At 42.1% G+C, this 13,012-nt stretch carries 16 protein-coding genes; 8 read left to right on the top strand and 8 right to left on the bottom strand.

Translation table 11 applies throughout. The features are described from left to right. Nucleotides 1-80: 80 nt before the first annotated feature. From ACI49J_RS00335 to ACI49J_RS00310, 6 genes are read left to right on the top strand one after another with little or no spacing between them, the layout of a single operon-like run. Entirely contained in the window at nt 81-896 is an 816-nt protein-coding gene (locus ACI49J_RS00335) for a sulfide-dependent adenosine diphosphate thiazole synthase (RefSeq protein ID WP_240253541.1), read from the top strand. A 6-nt stretch (nt 897-902) separates the two neighbouring features. Then, nucleotides 903-1,244 (top strand): 30S ribosomal protein S24e, encoded by a 342-nt coding sequence (locus ACI49J_RS00330; protein WP_012022147.1) that lies wholly within the window; start codon nt 903-905, stop codon nt 1,242-1,244. After that, a complete protein-coding gene (locus ACI49J_RS00325; RefSeq protein WP_012022148.1) occupies nt 1,237-1,422 on the top strand; it encodes a 30S ribosomal protein S27ae in 186 nt (61 codons plus the stop codon). Before ACI49J_RS00330 ends, ACI49J_RS00325 begins: the two co-directional genes overlap by 8 nt. Next, nucleotides 1,419-2,414 carry a KEOPS complex N(6)-L-threonylcarbamoyladenine synthase Kae1 gene (gene kae1 / locus ACI49J_RS00320; RefSeq protein ID WP_240253539.1) on the top strand — a complete coding sequence of 332 codons (996 nt, stop codon included), beginning with the start codon at nt 1,419-1,421 and terminating at the stop codon, nt 2,412-2,414. Before ACI49J_RS00325 ends, kae1 begins: the two co-directional genes overlap by 4 nt. Continuing rightward, nucleotides 2,402-3,049: a Kae1-associated kinase Bud32 gene (locus tag ACI49J_RS00315; RefSeq protein ID WP_240253537.1), complete on the top strand. Its 648-nt coding sequence runs from the start codon at nt 2,402-2,404 to the stop codon at nt 3,047-3,049. Before kae1 ends, ACI49J_RS00315 begins: the two co-directional genes overlap by 13 nt. Beyond that, on the top strand, nt 3,015-3,575 hold the full coding sequence (locus ACI49J_RS00310; protein WP_012022151.1) for an XTP/dITP diphosphatase: 561 nt from the start codon (nt 3,015-3,017) through the stop codon (nt 3,573-3,575). Before ACI49J_RS00315 ends, ACI49J_RS00310 begins: the two co-directional genes overlap by 35 nt. A 57-nt stretch (nt 3,576-3,632) precedes the next feature. On the opposite strand, the gene ACI49J_RS00305 is transcribed toward ACI49J_RS00310, so the two are convergent. Beyond that, entirely contained in the window at nt 3,633-4,601 is a 969-nt protein-coding gene (locus ACI49J_RS00305; RefSeq protein ID WP_240253535.1) for an aldo/keto reductase, read from the bottom strand. Between the two features lie 58 nt (nt 4,602-4,659). Here ACI49J_RS00305 and ACI49J_RS00300 point away from each other — a divergent pair, with 58 nt between their 5' ends. Further along, the gene (locus tag ACI49J_RS00300) at nt 4,660-5,001 is read left to right on the top strand and encodes a hypothetical protein (protein ID WP_012022153.1); all 342 of its coding nucleotides are present in this window, start codon (nt 4,660-4,662) and stop codon (nt 4,999-5,001) included. Here the strand turns inward: ACI49J_RS00300 and ACI49J_RS00295 are convergent. From ACI49J_RS00295 to ACI49J_RS00275, 5 genes are all read right to left on the bottom strand, one after another. Next, complete coding sequence (locus ACI49J_RS00295; protein ID WP_012022154.1) at nt 4,969-5,940, bottom strand: V-type ATPase subunit; 972 nt, start codon at nt 5,938-5,940, stop codon at nt 4,969-4,971. The genes ACI49J_RS00300 and ACI49J_RS00295 overlap by 33 nt on opposite strands. Then, the gene (locus ACI49J_RS00290; protein ID WP_012022155.1) at nt 5,937-6,269 is read right to left on the bottom strand and encodes a hypothetical protein; all 333 of its coding nucleotides are present in this window, start codon (nt 6,267-6,269) and stop codon (nt 5,937-5,939) included. Before ACI49J_RS00290 ends, ACI49J_RS00295 begins: the two co-directional genes overlap by 4 nt. Before the next feature lie 6 nt (nt 6,270-6,275). Then, nucleotides 6,276-7,037 carry a tRNA (adenine-N1)-methyltransferase gene (locus ACI49J_RS00285; protein ID WP_240253534.1) on the bottom strand — a complete coding sequence of 254 codons (762 nt, stop codon included), beginning with the start codon at nt 7,035-7,037 and terminating at the stop codon, nt 6,276-6,278. A gap of 112 nt (nt 7,038-7,149) precedes the next feature. Next, nucleotides 7,150-7,296, bottom strand: coding sequence for a ribbon-helix-helix domain-containing protein (locus ACI49J_RS00280; protein ID WP_012022157.1), 147 nt, complete (start codon nt 7,294-7,296; stop codon nt 7,150-7,152). A 36-nt stretch (nt 7,297-7,332) separates the two neighbouring features. Next, nucleotides 7,333-8,079: a TrmB family transcriptional regulator gene (locus ACI49J_RS00275; RefSeq protein ID WP_012022158.1), complete on the bottom strand. Its 747-nt coding sequence runs from the start codon at nt 8,077-8,079 to the stop codon at nt 7,333-7,335. 49 nt (nt 8,080-8,128) lie between these two features. On the opposite strand from ACI49J_RS00275, the gene ACI49J_RS00270 reads away from it, so the two are divergent. Further along, nucleotides 8,129-8,452, top strand: coding sequence for a 30S ribosomal protein S25e (locus tag ACI49J_RS00270; RefSeq protein WP_012022159.1), 324 nt, complete (start codon nt 8,129-8,131; stop codon nt 8,450-8,452). Here the strand turns inward: ACI49J_RS00270 and ACI49J_RS00265 are convergent. Both ACI49J_RS00265 and rgy read right to left on the bottom strand, forming a co-directional pair. Continuing rightward, on the bottom strand, nt 8,437-9,312 hold the full coding sequence (locus ACI49J_RS00265; RefSeq protein ID WP_012022160.1) for a carbon-nitrogen hydrolase family protein: 876 nt from the start codon (nt 9,310-9,312) through the stop codon (nt 8,437-8,439). The genes ACI49J_RS00270 and ACI49J_RS00265 overlap by 16 nt on opposite strands. Before the next feature lie 7 nt (nt 9,313-9,319). Continuing rightward, complete coding sequence (gene rgy, locus ACI49J_RS00260) at nt 9,320-12,982, bottom strand: reverse gyrase (protein WP_240253533.1); 3,663 nt, start codon at nt 12,980-12,982, stop codon at nt 9,320-9,322. Nucleotides 12,983-13,012: the final 30 nt, after the last annotated feature.

Here is a 13,012-nt window from a genome sequence, read left to right as displayed (position 1 = left end):
TTACAAATAACTTTAATATCGATTCTCATCGTCACCTATTTATAACTTAGTTTATAAGTGAGTTAAATGAAGATTTTGTCATGAACATAAAGCAAGTAGATGAGATCAAAATAACGAGATATATTCTAAAGGCCACATTTGAGGATTGGATGGATTTTTCAGTTAATGATGTAGTAATTGTAGGAGCAGGTCCCTCTGGGCTAGCTGCTGCATATTATTCAGCCAAGGCTGGGCTAAAAACTACGGTGTTTGAGAGAAGGCTTAGTTTTGGTGGGGGTATCGGGGGAGGGGCAATGTTATTCCATAAGATAGTGATTGAAAGTCCTGCAGACGAGATATTGAGGGAAATAGGAGTGAAATTACAAAAGTTTGAGGAAGGTGTTTACGTTGTGGATAGCTCTGAATTTATGGCTAAACTAGCAGCAGCTGCTATTGATGCAGGAGCTAAAATTATTCACGGGGTAACAGTAGATGATGTGATATTCAGGGAAAATCCCCTTAGGGTGACAGGTGTAGCCGTGGAATGGACAGCTACTCAGATGGCGAGTCTTCACGTAGATCCTCTTTTCATATCTGCCAAGGCAGTGGTAGACGCCACTGGACATGACGCTGAAGTAATATCTGTCGCATCAAGGAAAATCCCCGAACTTGGAATAGTTATACCTGGCGAGAAATCAGCTTACAGCGAAATCGCTGAGCAACTAACTGTGGAGCAGTCTGGCGAAGTCGCGCCTGGACTCTATGCAGCCGGTATGGCTGTAACGGAAATTAAGGCAATACCTAGAATGGGGCCCATATTTGGTGCCATGCTACTTTCAGGGAAAAAGGTTGCCGAGGATATAATAAAGAATCTTCAGGCCAACTCCGCAACACTTAAATCCGTCCAAAAAGAGTAAGGAGAGATGTCGCAGGCACAACAGATCAAGGTCTCTGACAAGGCTGAAGCCTTAGTTGAGAATTTGAAGGAGAATAAGGTAATCGGGAGAAAAGAGATCAAGATAAAGGTTTACCACATAGGTAGTCCAACTCCCTCTAGGGCTGATATAAGGAAAGCCATTTCAAGTTTCATAGGGGCCAAGGAGGATTTGGTGGTTATTAGGAAAATAAATACTGGTTATGGAGCCGGAATAAGTGAGGCTACTATACACGTATACTCCGAGAAGGACGTACTAAGTAAATTTGAGCCAGCTCATCTAGTTAATAGAGGCAATAAAGCCAAGACTCAAGGTGAGGCCAGTGGCTAAGGGAGAACAGAAGGCATCAGCTAGGTTATATTACGAGATTGTGGATGGGAAAATAAAGCTGAAGAACAAGAAGTGCCCAAAGTGTGGAAGTGTCATGGCTCACCACATGAAGCCAAGGGAAAGATGGTCATGTGGTAGGTGCGGATATACTGAATTTGCGGGTAAATCTAAGGCATGATAGTTTTAGGTATTGAGTCAACAGCTCACACTTTTGGAGTAGGCGTTGCGCAGGATCAAGTTCCCTTTATTCTAGCTAACGAGAGACACACGTTTGTACCTCAAACTGGAGGGATGAAGCCAAGCGAAGCAGCGAGGCATCATACCTTAGTGGCTCATGAAATTCTAAGAGGAGCGTTAGATAGAGCAAGAATATCAATTAGGGACGTGGATGGAATAGCAGTAGCTCTTGGACCTGGTATGGGTCCAACTCTTCGTGTTGGAGCCGTGGTAGCACGCGCCCTCTCCCTTAGATTTAACAAGAAACTCGTTCCCGTGAACCATGGAATAGGTCACATCGAGATAGGATATCTCACGACCGAGGCTAAGGATCCACTTATCCTCTACCTATCTGGAGGGAACACTATAATCACCACATATTATAGGAGAAGGTTCAGAATATTTGGTGAGACCCTCGACATAGCCCTTGGCAATATGATGGACACTTTCGTTAGAGAGGTAGGTCTCGCTCCGCCTTATATAGTGGATGGTAAACATAAGATAGATATATGCGCTGAGCAAGGCTCCAGTATAATCGATCTACCCTATACTGTGAAAGGAGAAGATATGTCATTCTCTGGGTTACTTACTGCCGCCCTTAGGGCAGTTAAGAAGCATAACCTTCACGATGTGTGCTTGAGCCTTAGGGAGATCGCATATGACATGCTTTTAGAGGCTACAGAGAGAGCACTAGCCCTAACAGAGAAGGGAGAAATCATGATTGTTGGAGGAGTTGCAGCTAGTGGAAGCCTGAGGTCAAAGCTCGAAAAGTTGAGCAATGATTGGGGTGTTGAACTTAATGTTGTGCCTACGTCTTTTGCGGGAGATAATGGTGCCATGATAGCCTATGCCGGTCTGCTAGCCTTGAAGCAAGGGGTTCACATAGACGTGAAAGATTCTATTATTCGACCACGTTGGCGCATAGATGAGGTTGATATTCCATGGAGGGATTAACGCTTATCAAGCGGGGCGCCGAGTCCTTAATTTATCACGGCAGATTTCTGGGCATAGAGGCAATATACAAGGTGAGGGTCTCGAAGAGCTATAGACATCCTCTTTTAGACCGTAGGATAAACATGGAGAGGACGATCTCAGAGGCAAAGATCATGCTATCTGCCCTCACAAGTGGAGTTAATGTGCCTGCCCTTCTTTACGTTGATGTCGATAAATTCACAATAATCATGGAGTTTCTTGAAGGTAAGACCATAAAGGATGCCGTCAACGTCAATGGATTGGAAATATTCAAGGAAATAGGGACAATGACGGGAAAGATGCACTTGAATGAAATCATACACGGGGATCTTACCACAAACAACATGATATTTCATGATGGTCAAGTATTTTTCATTGATTTCGGTTTATCTAAAAGATCAAGGGAACTGGAAGATAAGGCTACTGAAGTTCACGTATTTCTCAGATCCCTAGAGAGCGTACATCCTGACATAAAAGACCAAGCCTTCTCCCTCTTTCTTGAAGGATATGACGAGGTAACTGGAATGGGGAAAGAGATAATGGAAAAAGTGGAGGAAATTAGAATGAGAGGTAGATACGTGGATGAAAGGAGAAATAAAGTTAGTAACAGGCAATAATTACAAGTTCATGGAATTTCGGGATCTTGCCAAGGATAAGATATCACTGATCAAGGTTGATGCCCCTAAAATAGAGATACAGGCTGATAGCTTGGAAGAGATAGTCCGATACTCGGCAGTAACATTTTTCTCCCTTTTCAAGTCGCCGTTGATAGTTGAGGATAGTGGATTGTTCGTTGAGGCTTTGAAGGGCTTTCCTGGTCCATACACAAATTATGTAAAAAGGACACTCGATTGTGAAGGGATCCTCAAACTTATGGAAGGGGAAAGTAATAGAAGAGCATTCTTCAAGTCTGTGATAGCATATATAGACCAGGAGAGATTGGCCCTCTTTAAGGGAGAGATATTTGGTAAAATAGCTGAGAATGTGAGGGGGAATAAAGGATTTGGCTTCGATCCGATATTCGTTCCAGATGGATATGGGATTACATTTGGAGAAATGGAGCTAAGCGAGAAGAACGTCATATCCCATAGGGGCAGAGCCTTTTCAAACTTCTTGAAATACTATGAGAGTATCCAGAACTAGACTTCGTGGAATACTCTATACTTCATGCAAGTAGACTATACTTCAAGAAAATTTTCTTCATTTGTAAGCTTGCGTTTCTTTAATACTCTCTTCGTTAAGGTCCCTATAATTCCTCTCGTAATAGTCCATAAGGAAATTCACGTCATCGTTGTTCAAAACAAATTCTGTGGATTTCACAAACTCTTCCAATTCCCTGACCGTAGTGATGTTGGGAATTACTGTTGAAACCCTTTTGTGGGACAGCACGAAACTTAAGGCTAGCTGGCTTAGCGTAACTCCAAGCTTACTAGCGTAGTCCAGTAGACCCTTAGTCCTATCCACTGCAGTATTTATCCATTGCTGACTCTTGAAGTGTCTGTGCAACTTCGGATCGTAGTTCAGGGGCCACTTTGATTCGTTTAGCACGTCAGATGCATGTGGTACCCTAACTATATGGCCCACATCAAACTCTAGAAACCTTAACCCTGGATATAGCTCGATTAGATTGAATATGTGTTCCAGGGCCTCATACCCCATCTCTATGGCCTTCAACCCTTCATCTTCCCAACCCAATGTGGGGCCCAACGCCACCCCAACTGCCCTCGCAATCCCATCTGATTTAAGTGACCTCATAAAATCTAACAGATCCCTCCTGGTTATGTCCTTCATCTTCGGATTATGTATCATGAGAATGTCCACATAGTCAGTTGAGAGTCTTTTCAGCGATCTATCCACAGCGGTCCTGAGATAATCTAGATCGAACCTTTGTCTAGGCCTTTGCGGTGACGAATAGAAATCGTAACCCACCTTAGTTAGGATTACTACCTTGTCCCTCTTAGATCCTAGGGATCTTCCCAGTACCTCCTCTGCCCTTCCGTTGCCATACATATCTGCCGTGTCAAAGAAGTTAATTCCTAGCTCAATAGCGCGCCGAACTATCTCCTGTGCTTTATCTGGTTCACCCCACCAATCTGTAACCAATGTCCACATTCCAATTCCCAGCTCTGAAGTCTTTATGCCAGTATGACCCAAGTCCCTGAGCAACATGTCATACTACCTCTTTTTAACAGGTAGGATTTTATCCTAATAAGGTGATTTCCATTTTATGCAGGTAAGAATGGGTGAAAGGGAATTTGATAAAGTGCTATCTGCCCTAAAGTCCCTTGTTTATGACTACAACACGAAGATAAGGGAGCATGGAGTTTACCTAAAGCCCTTCCATGTGGTGTATAAGAAGGGAAAGAGATATATCTATATAGGGAAATACTGGTACAGATTGGAGAAACTGAATGGAAAACTAAAATGGATATACCTTGGTAAAACAAAACCCGTGGAGCAACTTCCTGATCCTCCCTCCATACCTGAAATTACCATAGTGAGGGAGGACTCCGAGTACGTGTTTGATGACTCTCTTTTAAACCAGTTGAAAAGATACAGAGGACTTTAGTTTTTCTGGCATGACCCCAAGTTTCATCCCATTAACCAAGGTAATCAGGTCTTCTGTGTCAAGCTTAATAAGTTCACAAACCCCCATGGCCACTATTGGATTGAACGGTGAACCCATGAAAACTCCTAAAGCCCCAAACCTAGCATTGCTTCTAGCAATATTATTGAAAGACGCTAACGCGTTGTATACTCCGGATAGGTCTAGATTCTTAGAGTAAGTAGTCCTTCTGAGTACATTCAATATATCCTCTGGAGTTTTTGCTGAAGCTAGATCCCTGATATCATCTTCACTCATATGACATGTAGGCCCGAATGCAAGTTTCTGCCTGACTGCCAAGCTAGCGGAGTAATAATCTTTATACCCGCACAAGATACTGTTTGCAGATACTTTCCAATCTCCTTTCAATCCCTCAGTCAATGTGGACATGTAATGAATGAAGAAGTATTCTAGTAGGGAATTGAATTGGGATAAGTCCTTAGGTGATTTAGATTGTGCGAACCCCAAAGCCTGCCCGTATATGGTTCCTTGAAGCGTGGAATTCAGTTCTTCCAGGGTTGAAGGCATTTGATCCAGTTTGGTTTTGAAATAGATCAGCCTAGATGTATCTCCCTTTACCTTGTTCCAGATAGTTGAGACAATATACGTTAGCTCGTCCAGCGTCATTCTGTAGATATATCCCTGTACTATGTCCCTCGCAAGTTTCAATGAATTAGACAAGTTGTAAAGTTCCTGTAACTGATCTAAAGCCCTCTTCTTAAGTAAAAGTTCGGCCTTATCCACAGAATCAGGAGTTTCCTCAAGAATTCCCTTTTCCTTCAAAATCCCAAGAAGTTCCTTCCAATCCCTTGACGAGAAGAGCTCGTTAATAGTCCCTTTAGTCAGAGTTGTCGCCTTGAATAGCCTAGATACGGAGGAAATATAGGCGGAAGTCGAGCTCACTTATAAGCCCCCTCTAAGGCCTTTATGGTCTCCTCGATGGCCTGCTCCAGATTCTTTTCGGCTCTTTGCCTTATCTGGGCTAAAAGTGACTCCTTTTCTTCGTTAAACTTTTTCCTCAAAGCGTCGATAGTTGCCTGTTTCTCGCCTTCTATAGACTTCTCAGCCTCGTCAAGGGTAGCCTCTGCCACTTTCTCCAGCTCAGAGGAGAGACTCTGAGCCTTTAGAATGAGTGCCTTTGCGTTATCTGAGGTGTCATGTTTTGCTTTCTTTACTTCCTCCTCAAACTCCACTATAGCCTTGGTCAAAATGTTAAGCTTAGCCTCGCTCATTACGACTCACTCACCTATTTCAGAACTCCCTTTTATGGATTTTCTACCTGTTATGATAAAACCAGTGTGAGTTACCCCGATACTCCTGGGCCGAGTTGCGTTCTCCTTCACTTGATATTCTCTAAGTATAAGTTCAACAGCTTCTACATCCACAAAGCCGTTCTTTCTCAAGTAGAGAAAAGTCTTCTCTATTTGACTTACTGTGGGAACAAAAACCACCACGGTGCCAGAGGGTTTAAGGGCTTTATAAACATTCTCTACAGCTAACCATGGATCTGGCATATCAAGGAAAATGGCATCTACGCCAGTCTCCTCAATTTTCTCCCTTACATCTCCCAGTTTAAATACAACCCTATCCACGAGCCCCACTAACTCCAGGTTCTTCTTGGCACGCTCTTGCATATCCTCCCTTATATCATAGGTTATTACTTTCCCGCTGGCTCCTAGGAAATGTGAAAGCGAGATCGTAAGGAAACCGGACCCAGTACCAGCCTCTACCACAGTATCCCCAGGCTTTATCCCTGACTTGAAAATCATGTACCCTATATCTTTAGGATATAGGACCTGAGACGGTCTATGGAGCCCATCATAGATGTAATCTAAACTGGGATACATGAGAAATGCCTTTCCCTTACTAATCTCGACGTAGTCTCCATACTCTTTACCTATAACACTGTCAAATGATAGTGAACCCCTATCGGTATCAAGTTTCTTTCCCTTTTCTAGCTTTACTAGGTAAACGCGCCTTGGGTCTATCCAAACTACCACTAAGTCTCCTTCCCGTAAAACCACGATGGTTAGAGAGGACTATTGCGTAAAAAATCTTGTCTTGTCAGAATTGGTGTCTCAAGTCACCAATCATGAATACCAGCCTTCATCATCAATCTTTAATCCATAACTCCTTTCTAATAAAGTCCCCTATAGCGGCCCTTATTACCTCACTCCTCGTCTCATATCTACCCGTATTTACTAACTCATCCATAGCTTCTAGAAATTGTTCTGGCAGTTTTACCGTAATTATTTTCATTTGACCTCGATATAGATCATAACCTCGCGTTTTCTTTTAAGGGTTTGTGCCTATAGGCGAAGCCTGCTCCCAAAGATGGTTGAAATACACCTGGGCTATGTCCACAAGATATCTGTGATTGGAAATTATACCTGACAAGCTTTCATGGGATTTGATCACAAGCAAAACCGATGAGGAGGTAACTATCCCACTCCCGAACATATTATCCAGGACCTTTAGCTGGATGCTTACCTTTTCAGGTATTTTAATCCCCCTTTGAATTATAACCCTTACTTCGGAGGTGAAGGATTTTCCATTAATTATCTGATAAACCTCGTCATCCAGCAGTTCTTGAGATGAAATAGCTATCAGATACTGCTTGCTGGGCTCGTTGAGGACGTCGATTAATGTCTTCTTCAGATTGGCTGATGGAACCACGACTACGGTATAGGCCGAAGAGGAATCTATCATAGTGGAGAGAGGTTCAATAAACTCTCTTTCAAACTGAGAAACCCTTAGTTCAAGTAATTTCTTGATATTAGACCATAGATCCCTTAGTGAGACAGCCTCGTACCTAACTGGTCTCTTTCCTACCTTTTTTATCCAACCCCTCTCCTCGAGCCTGTTTAAAATAGAGTAAATCTTTGTATAGGAAATATTTAACTTATCTGAAAGGTCCCTAGCACTACTCTGTCCCTCAAGGAGAAGGGTAGAGTAAATTTTCAATTCACTTCTAGAGATGCCCAAGATCGATGCAAATCGGCTAACCCTAGATAGGAGATCGTCCAGTAGATCCTGATCCATTAAAGATTATTATCCCTGTCTCCATTAATGAATAAAACGGGTGAATGGATTGGGTGGAGCCTCAAAAAAGCCTATTAGTAATATCGAGAAAAGAATAAAGAAGGAAGCTGAAGCTCAGCAGAAGAAGGAGAAGAAAAAGGTAAGCAAGACAGGGAACGAAGTTATCTCCAAGAACATCACCATAAGCGACGAGATGATAAAGAGAGTACAAGAGGAGATAAAGAAGGAGAAGATAATTACACCTTACACGTTAGCGACTAAGGCCAACATAACACTTAGCGTGGCAAAGAGGATACTGAAGGATCTGAACGAGCAAGGAACCATAAAGGAAGCTTTCAGAAATAGAAGAACGGCTATTTACGTAGCTGCATGATCCTTAATTGGTTGAACGTTATTTGCAGTCTTAGCTCTTTTTACACTCTTGCATAACCCAGTTATAATCGATTCTAGGTCGCCCGCCTTTGACATTAAGTTATCATGGTTCGTGGTTATCATCGTACTTTCCACCAGGACAATGGAGTCCTCCTCATTGGCCTCCTTATAAATCAGGGAGTCAGGAGTGGTAATAAAAGTAGGTGAATAGCCCACTATATCTCCCTCCTCGTTCTCTATTATCTCCCCATTAATTAGATATGACATATCGTTCTCCAATGTCCTTGCTATGGCCAAATGTTTTACAGAGTCTTGCTTTCTTGGATAGGCCTTCATTGTTCCTATAACTGCCTGCGAACCCCCAAAGTAGAGAAGCCTGTTTATCTCAGGCGACATAAGATCATCCTCTGCTATAAGGCCATACTTCTTGTCGAGGAGTACGTGCATTGGCTCCTTACCATTAGATATTCCCAACCTGATATCCTTCTCTGATGACGCTACCTTCCTATATTTACCAATTATTTCACCATCAGGAGATATAACAAGTGTTGTCAAAAATACCTTAGGACCTGCCTGTTCCAGTAAAGGACCAGCTATCACATGTACCTGTCCTTCCATAGCCAATTTTATTACGATTTCTGAAGTATTACCTGGAATCTTCTCGGCCAAGTTCTTCACAACACTTCTCATCTTCTTCTCGTTATCATATACCTCAAATCCATTGCCCACAGGAAAGAGAGAAGGTAAAACCACAAGCTTTGCTCCTCTTTCCTTTGCAGTCTTAACCAGCCTTTTCGCTTTCTCTATATTATGCTTCTTTGCCATTTCCTTGAGCTTTAAGTGTGTGAGCGAGATCAGCATAATTATTTCACCTTATGTCCTGTATTTCGTTGTACAATTGCTTTAATACTTGCCTATAATCCTCCTTCCCTTCCTCAATGAGATCCATTCTTTCAAGGAGCGATCTTGTTCTGTCCTCTGAGACGAAATTAGAATACCTAGAGTTCAGGAATTCATAAACGTGCTGACCTAACTTAGAGGGTATCAGTCTCTTCACCTTCATGGTCTCAAAGACGTAACCTCTTTTTAGGAGAGTAGAGATAATAAATGCGTAAGTGCTGGGTCTCCCAATTTTTCTTTGCTTCATCAAGGATACTAATTCACCCTGAGTATAAAGTGCATGATCGCTTTTCTGGAAGGAGCTCGTTATAACTGCGTCAATTTCTTCTGGAAGTTTATCCTTAATTTGTGTAAGGAGAGTTTCCCCAATCGATCTGAAAGGAATGTAGAGAATCTCGGAAGGAATTGGAACATCCTTGGAAAGTCTGACATTGGTCACAATTTCAAGGGTATCACTCTCTAATTTCAAAGTCTCATCACCCTTTTTAGCGGATATCTGCAATATTTCCTTCTCTACGACTAGTGGAACAAGTTGGCTTGATAGGAATCTCCTGAATATCATGTCATATAATCTGTAATGGTTATAAGTAAGGCGTTTCGATGGCTCTATTTCACCTTGCTCTACCATGGCCCTCAACTGTTCCCCGTTTAAAGGTCTTGTCGGTCTTATCGCCTCATGTGCTCCCCCCTCTCCCCAACTCCTGGGTACAAATATCTCCCTATACCTTTCACCCAAGAGATCCTTGAGATAGGACTCAGCAATACTTATACCTACATTGGATATTCTAGTGCTGTCTGTTCTATGATATGTTATGAGACCGTTCTCGAAGAGATCTTGGGCTATACGCATGGCCTCTTGGGCAGAAATGAAGAAGAACCCAGAAGCGTCAGATAAATAGGTATCAGTAGTATAGGCCGGAAATGGACCCACAGTATCCTGTTTTCTCTCAGCTGATTGGATTATTATCTTTATTTTAGAATTTTTCCTTATACCCGGTTGCTTAGGTATGAGAATGTTAAGGTTACCAGCCTTTGCCACATACATTGTCCTCTTTGTTCTGAGATACTCCTCATACCTGGAAATGACCCAACCTAAAACGGGTGTTTGAACCCTGCCTGCGCTGAGGTTCCTATTCTCAGTATCACAGTCCTTATTACCCAACGTCTTGGTACAATACTCTTTCCAAAATTCCTCTTTGAGTTTATTTGATAATTTGAAACCTATCCACCTGTCTTCTATTCTCCTGACCAACTGGGAACGTAACATGTTGATAGAGAAAGTTCTGGGCGAGTTCAACGCCTCAGTTATGGCCCTTCTGGTCACCTCATGAAACTCGGCCCTAAATATATTCGAGTTGAAAGGCTTAAGGTTAAGGTATAGATCCCATGCAATCTTCTCTCCTTCCACATCTGGATCTGTTCCTATGAGAACTTCGTCGGCTTCAAGCACTAGCCTTCTTAGAACATTTATGGCCGATCTCTTATCTCTCACGTTAGTTGACATACAGATTGGACATTTACCTCCCTCAGCGTATTCGGTGAATTGATGACCATTTTCACATCGCTTCAATGTGTTATAGAAGGGAATAACATTAACATCTCCGTTACTTTTTACTTCAACTCCGTAGACTCCAAGATCCTTCGTGGTAAGGTCATATACATGACCACCGCTTGAAGTTACCATCAATATCTTATCCCCAATTACAGTTTCATATACACGTAATCCATCAAAATCCCTTATACTTGGCCTGGAAAAGAAATTGGAAATAGTTTTGGCCTTATTCGGAGATTCAACAATTAATAACACGGTCTTAATTTTCTCCATTGGCATGGAAATTGGCTCTATCTTCCTTCTTCTTATGATCTCTGCCCTCTCCTTATCTATCTGCTTCACTATTTCCTGAAGATCTCTATCTCCAATTTTTTGACTATCTAGGTCCAAGGGATTCCACTTCATGTCATCCAGAATAAAGGATAGCTTCTTTTTCAAGAGATCAAAGAGGATCATATCATCCACAAGAAGAACAGATAAGCCTGTAGTTAGGTGTCCCCCATAAAGTCTTGATGTTCTCCCGCTGGCTTGTATATAGGTAAGATAATCTGGAATAGAAATATAATCTCCGGAAAATGAAATATCACCAAACTTGGATATGGCCTCAACAATCCTTTTGTCCTTCAGATAAGTATTTACTATCTCATATGCCCTTATCATGGTTCTATCCTCTAAAGCTCCGTCCTTAACTGCCTTAGCTAACATGGCTAAAGCCGCAGTTGAGGTCCTCCTTAGTCTATATTTCACGAATCTGAGGATCCTAGTTATCTCAGGGTCCTTAAGAACAACAGAAAGTAGGGTAAGTATTCTCAACATAGCTAGCGGATGCATTGTTTCTCCCAGTTTGAATCTGAACTTAGGTATTCCAGCGAAGACCGCATATCTAACTCTCCAAGGGATATCTATTCCTCTGACTAGGAGTCCATAATGGGTAGCTACCCCAATTAATACATCAATTGAGCCCTGTTCGAATTCTTCTAATTTCTTGGTGGTATTGGAAGAAACTACAGAAGCCTTGAGGAAATCAATCTTCTGAGATATTTCTCTGGCGAAGTTTAAGCCTTTGTCCACTGGGACAAAGACCAGGCCCCCAGGCCCTAATCTTTTTACCAATTCGACTGTTTGAGACACTATGTCCGTTCCTATGATATATGAATCTATGACGTTCCGGAGATAGATTGTTGCACCGCCGGGCTTGAATCCCATTAGGGAAGTGAAAACCGGGTTACTTCTTGTAATTGTTGCAGACGAAAATATAGCTACCCTGTCCTTGGCGAATCTTTCTCGAATTTTTCTTATCTCATCAAATGATGAAGTATTATCTCTAGATGTCTTCAATAACTCCCTTACCTTTGTTACATTTTCGTCGCTGAAGCCCATCAATTTCAGGATAGTAAGCGAACTCTTGCCCGACTTTAGAACTGCATCAACATCGTCAACAAACAGATACTTATAATTGATCTTGTTTATCTCATCCAGATGCTGAATTACGTAACGTGAGGTAGAGATAAAAATATCAAAATCCTCCTCGGCCAACGATTTACTCAATTCGTCCTTTTTAGATTGGGTTAGTCCACTTACGTAATATACTAATCTAGGAGTGAAGTCCAGAGACTTTCCCATTTCCTGAATCTTTTGGACCACTTGGGAAACCAAAGTCCTTGTTGGAAAAATCATCAAAGACTTCTCTGACCTTGAGGCGTAATACAATGACATGACTATGCCAAATGTGGTTTTCCCAAGTCCCGGAGGAGCAATTATGGGAAAGCTCTCACCTCGGAGTGCCCTAATAATCCAAGATCGCTGAGGGCCCAACGGTTCTGAGCCAATCACACGTTTGAATAGATCTATTACCTTTCTCTCCTCTTCAAGGATGTTCTTCTCTCTCAATAGTGATTTTATGGTGCCTGCATTTTGTAGTATTTCAACCAGTTGTTGCAAACTCCCTATATCAATTTCCTCTCCCAAACACCTTTCACATACACTCCCTTTCCCTAGGCGAACTGACGTTATGTCAGAACCACAATTGGGGCAAGAGCCCATATACACTACGTCTGGAAGTCGTTCATCAGCATTCATTATCTACCATGTCAAAAAGACTTATTTAAA

The sequence above is a fragment of the Metallosphaera sp. D4-4 genome (assembly GCF_046245145.1).
GTDB lineage: Archaea > Thermoproteota > Thermoprotei_A > Sulfolobales > Sulfolobaceae > Metallosphaera > Metallosphaera sedula.
Note: the sequence above shows the minus strand (reverse complement) of the source record. Positions and strands in the feature narration are given on the sequence as shown.

Coding starts and splice junctions, on each gene's coding strand:
- ACI49J_RS00275 (WP_012022158.1), bottom strand. CDS start 8,079: ATGGATCAGGATCTACTGGACGATCTCCTATCTAGGGTTAGCCGATTT.
- rgy (WP_240253533.1), bottom strand. CDS start 12,982: ATGAATGCTGATGAACGACTTCCAGACGTAGTGTATATGGGCTCTTGC.
- ACI49J_RS00300 (WP_012022153.1), top strand. CDS start 4,660: ATGCAGGTAAGAATGGGTGAAAGGGAATTTGATAAAGTGCTATCTGCC.
- ACI49J_RS00305 (WP_240253535.1), bottom strand. CDS start 4,601: ATGTTGCTCAGGGACTTGGGTCATACTGGCATAAAGACTTCAGAGCTG.
- kae1 (WP_240253539.1), top strand. CDS start 1,419: ATGATAGTTTTAGGTATTGAGTCAACAGCTCACACTTTTGGAGTAGGC.
- ACI49J_RS00310 (WP_012022151.1), top strand. CDS start 3,015: ATGAAAGGAGAAATAAAGTTAGTAACAGGCAATAATTACAAGTTCATG.
- ACI49J_RS00335 (WP_240253541.1), top strand. CDS start 81: ATGAACATAAAGCAAGTAGATGAGATCAAAATAACGAGATATATTCTA.
- ACI49J_RS00315 (WP_240253537.1), top strand. CDS start 2,402: ATGGAGGGATTAACGCTTATCAAGCGGGGCGCCGAGTCCTTAATTTAT.
- ACI49J_RS00290 (WP_012022155.1), bottom strand. CDS start 6,269: ATGAGCGAGGCTAAGCTTAACATTTTGACCAAGGCTATAGTGGAGTTT.
- ACI49J_RS00265 (WP_012022160.1), bottom strand. CDS start 9,312: ATGCTGATCTCGCTCACACACTTAAAGCTCAAGGAAATGGCAAAGAAG.
- ACI49J_RS00330 (WP_012022147.1), top strand. CDS start 903: ATGTCGCAGGCACAACAGATCAAGGTCTCTGACAAGGCTGAAGCCTTA.
- ACI49J_RS00280 (WP_012022157.1), bottom strand. CDS start 7,296: ATGAAAATAATTACGGTAAAACTGCCAGAACAATTTCTAGAAGCTATG.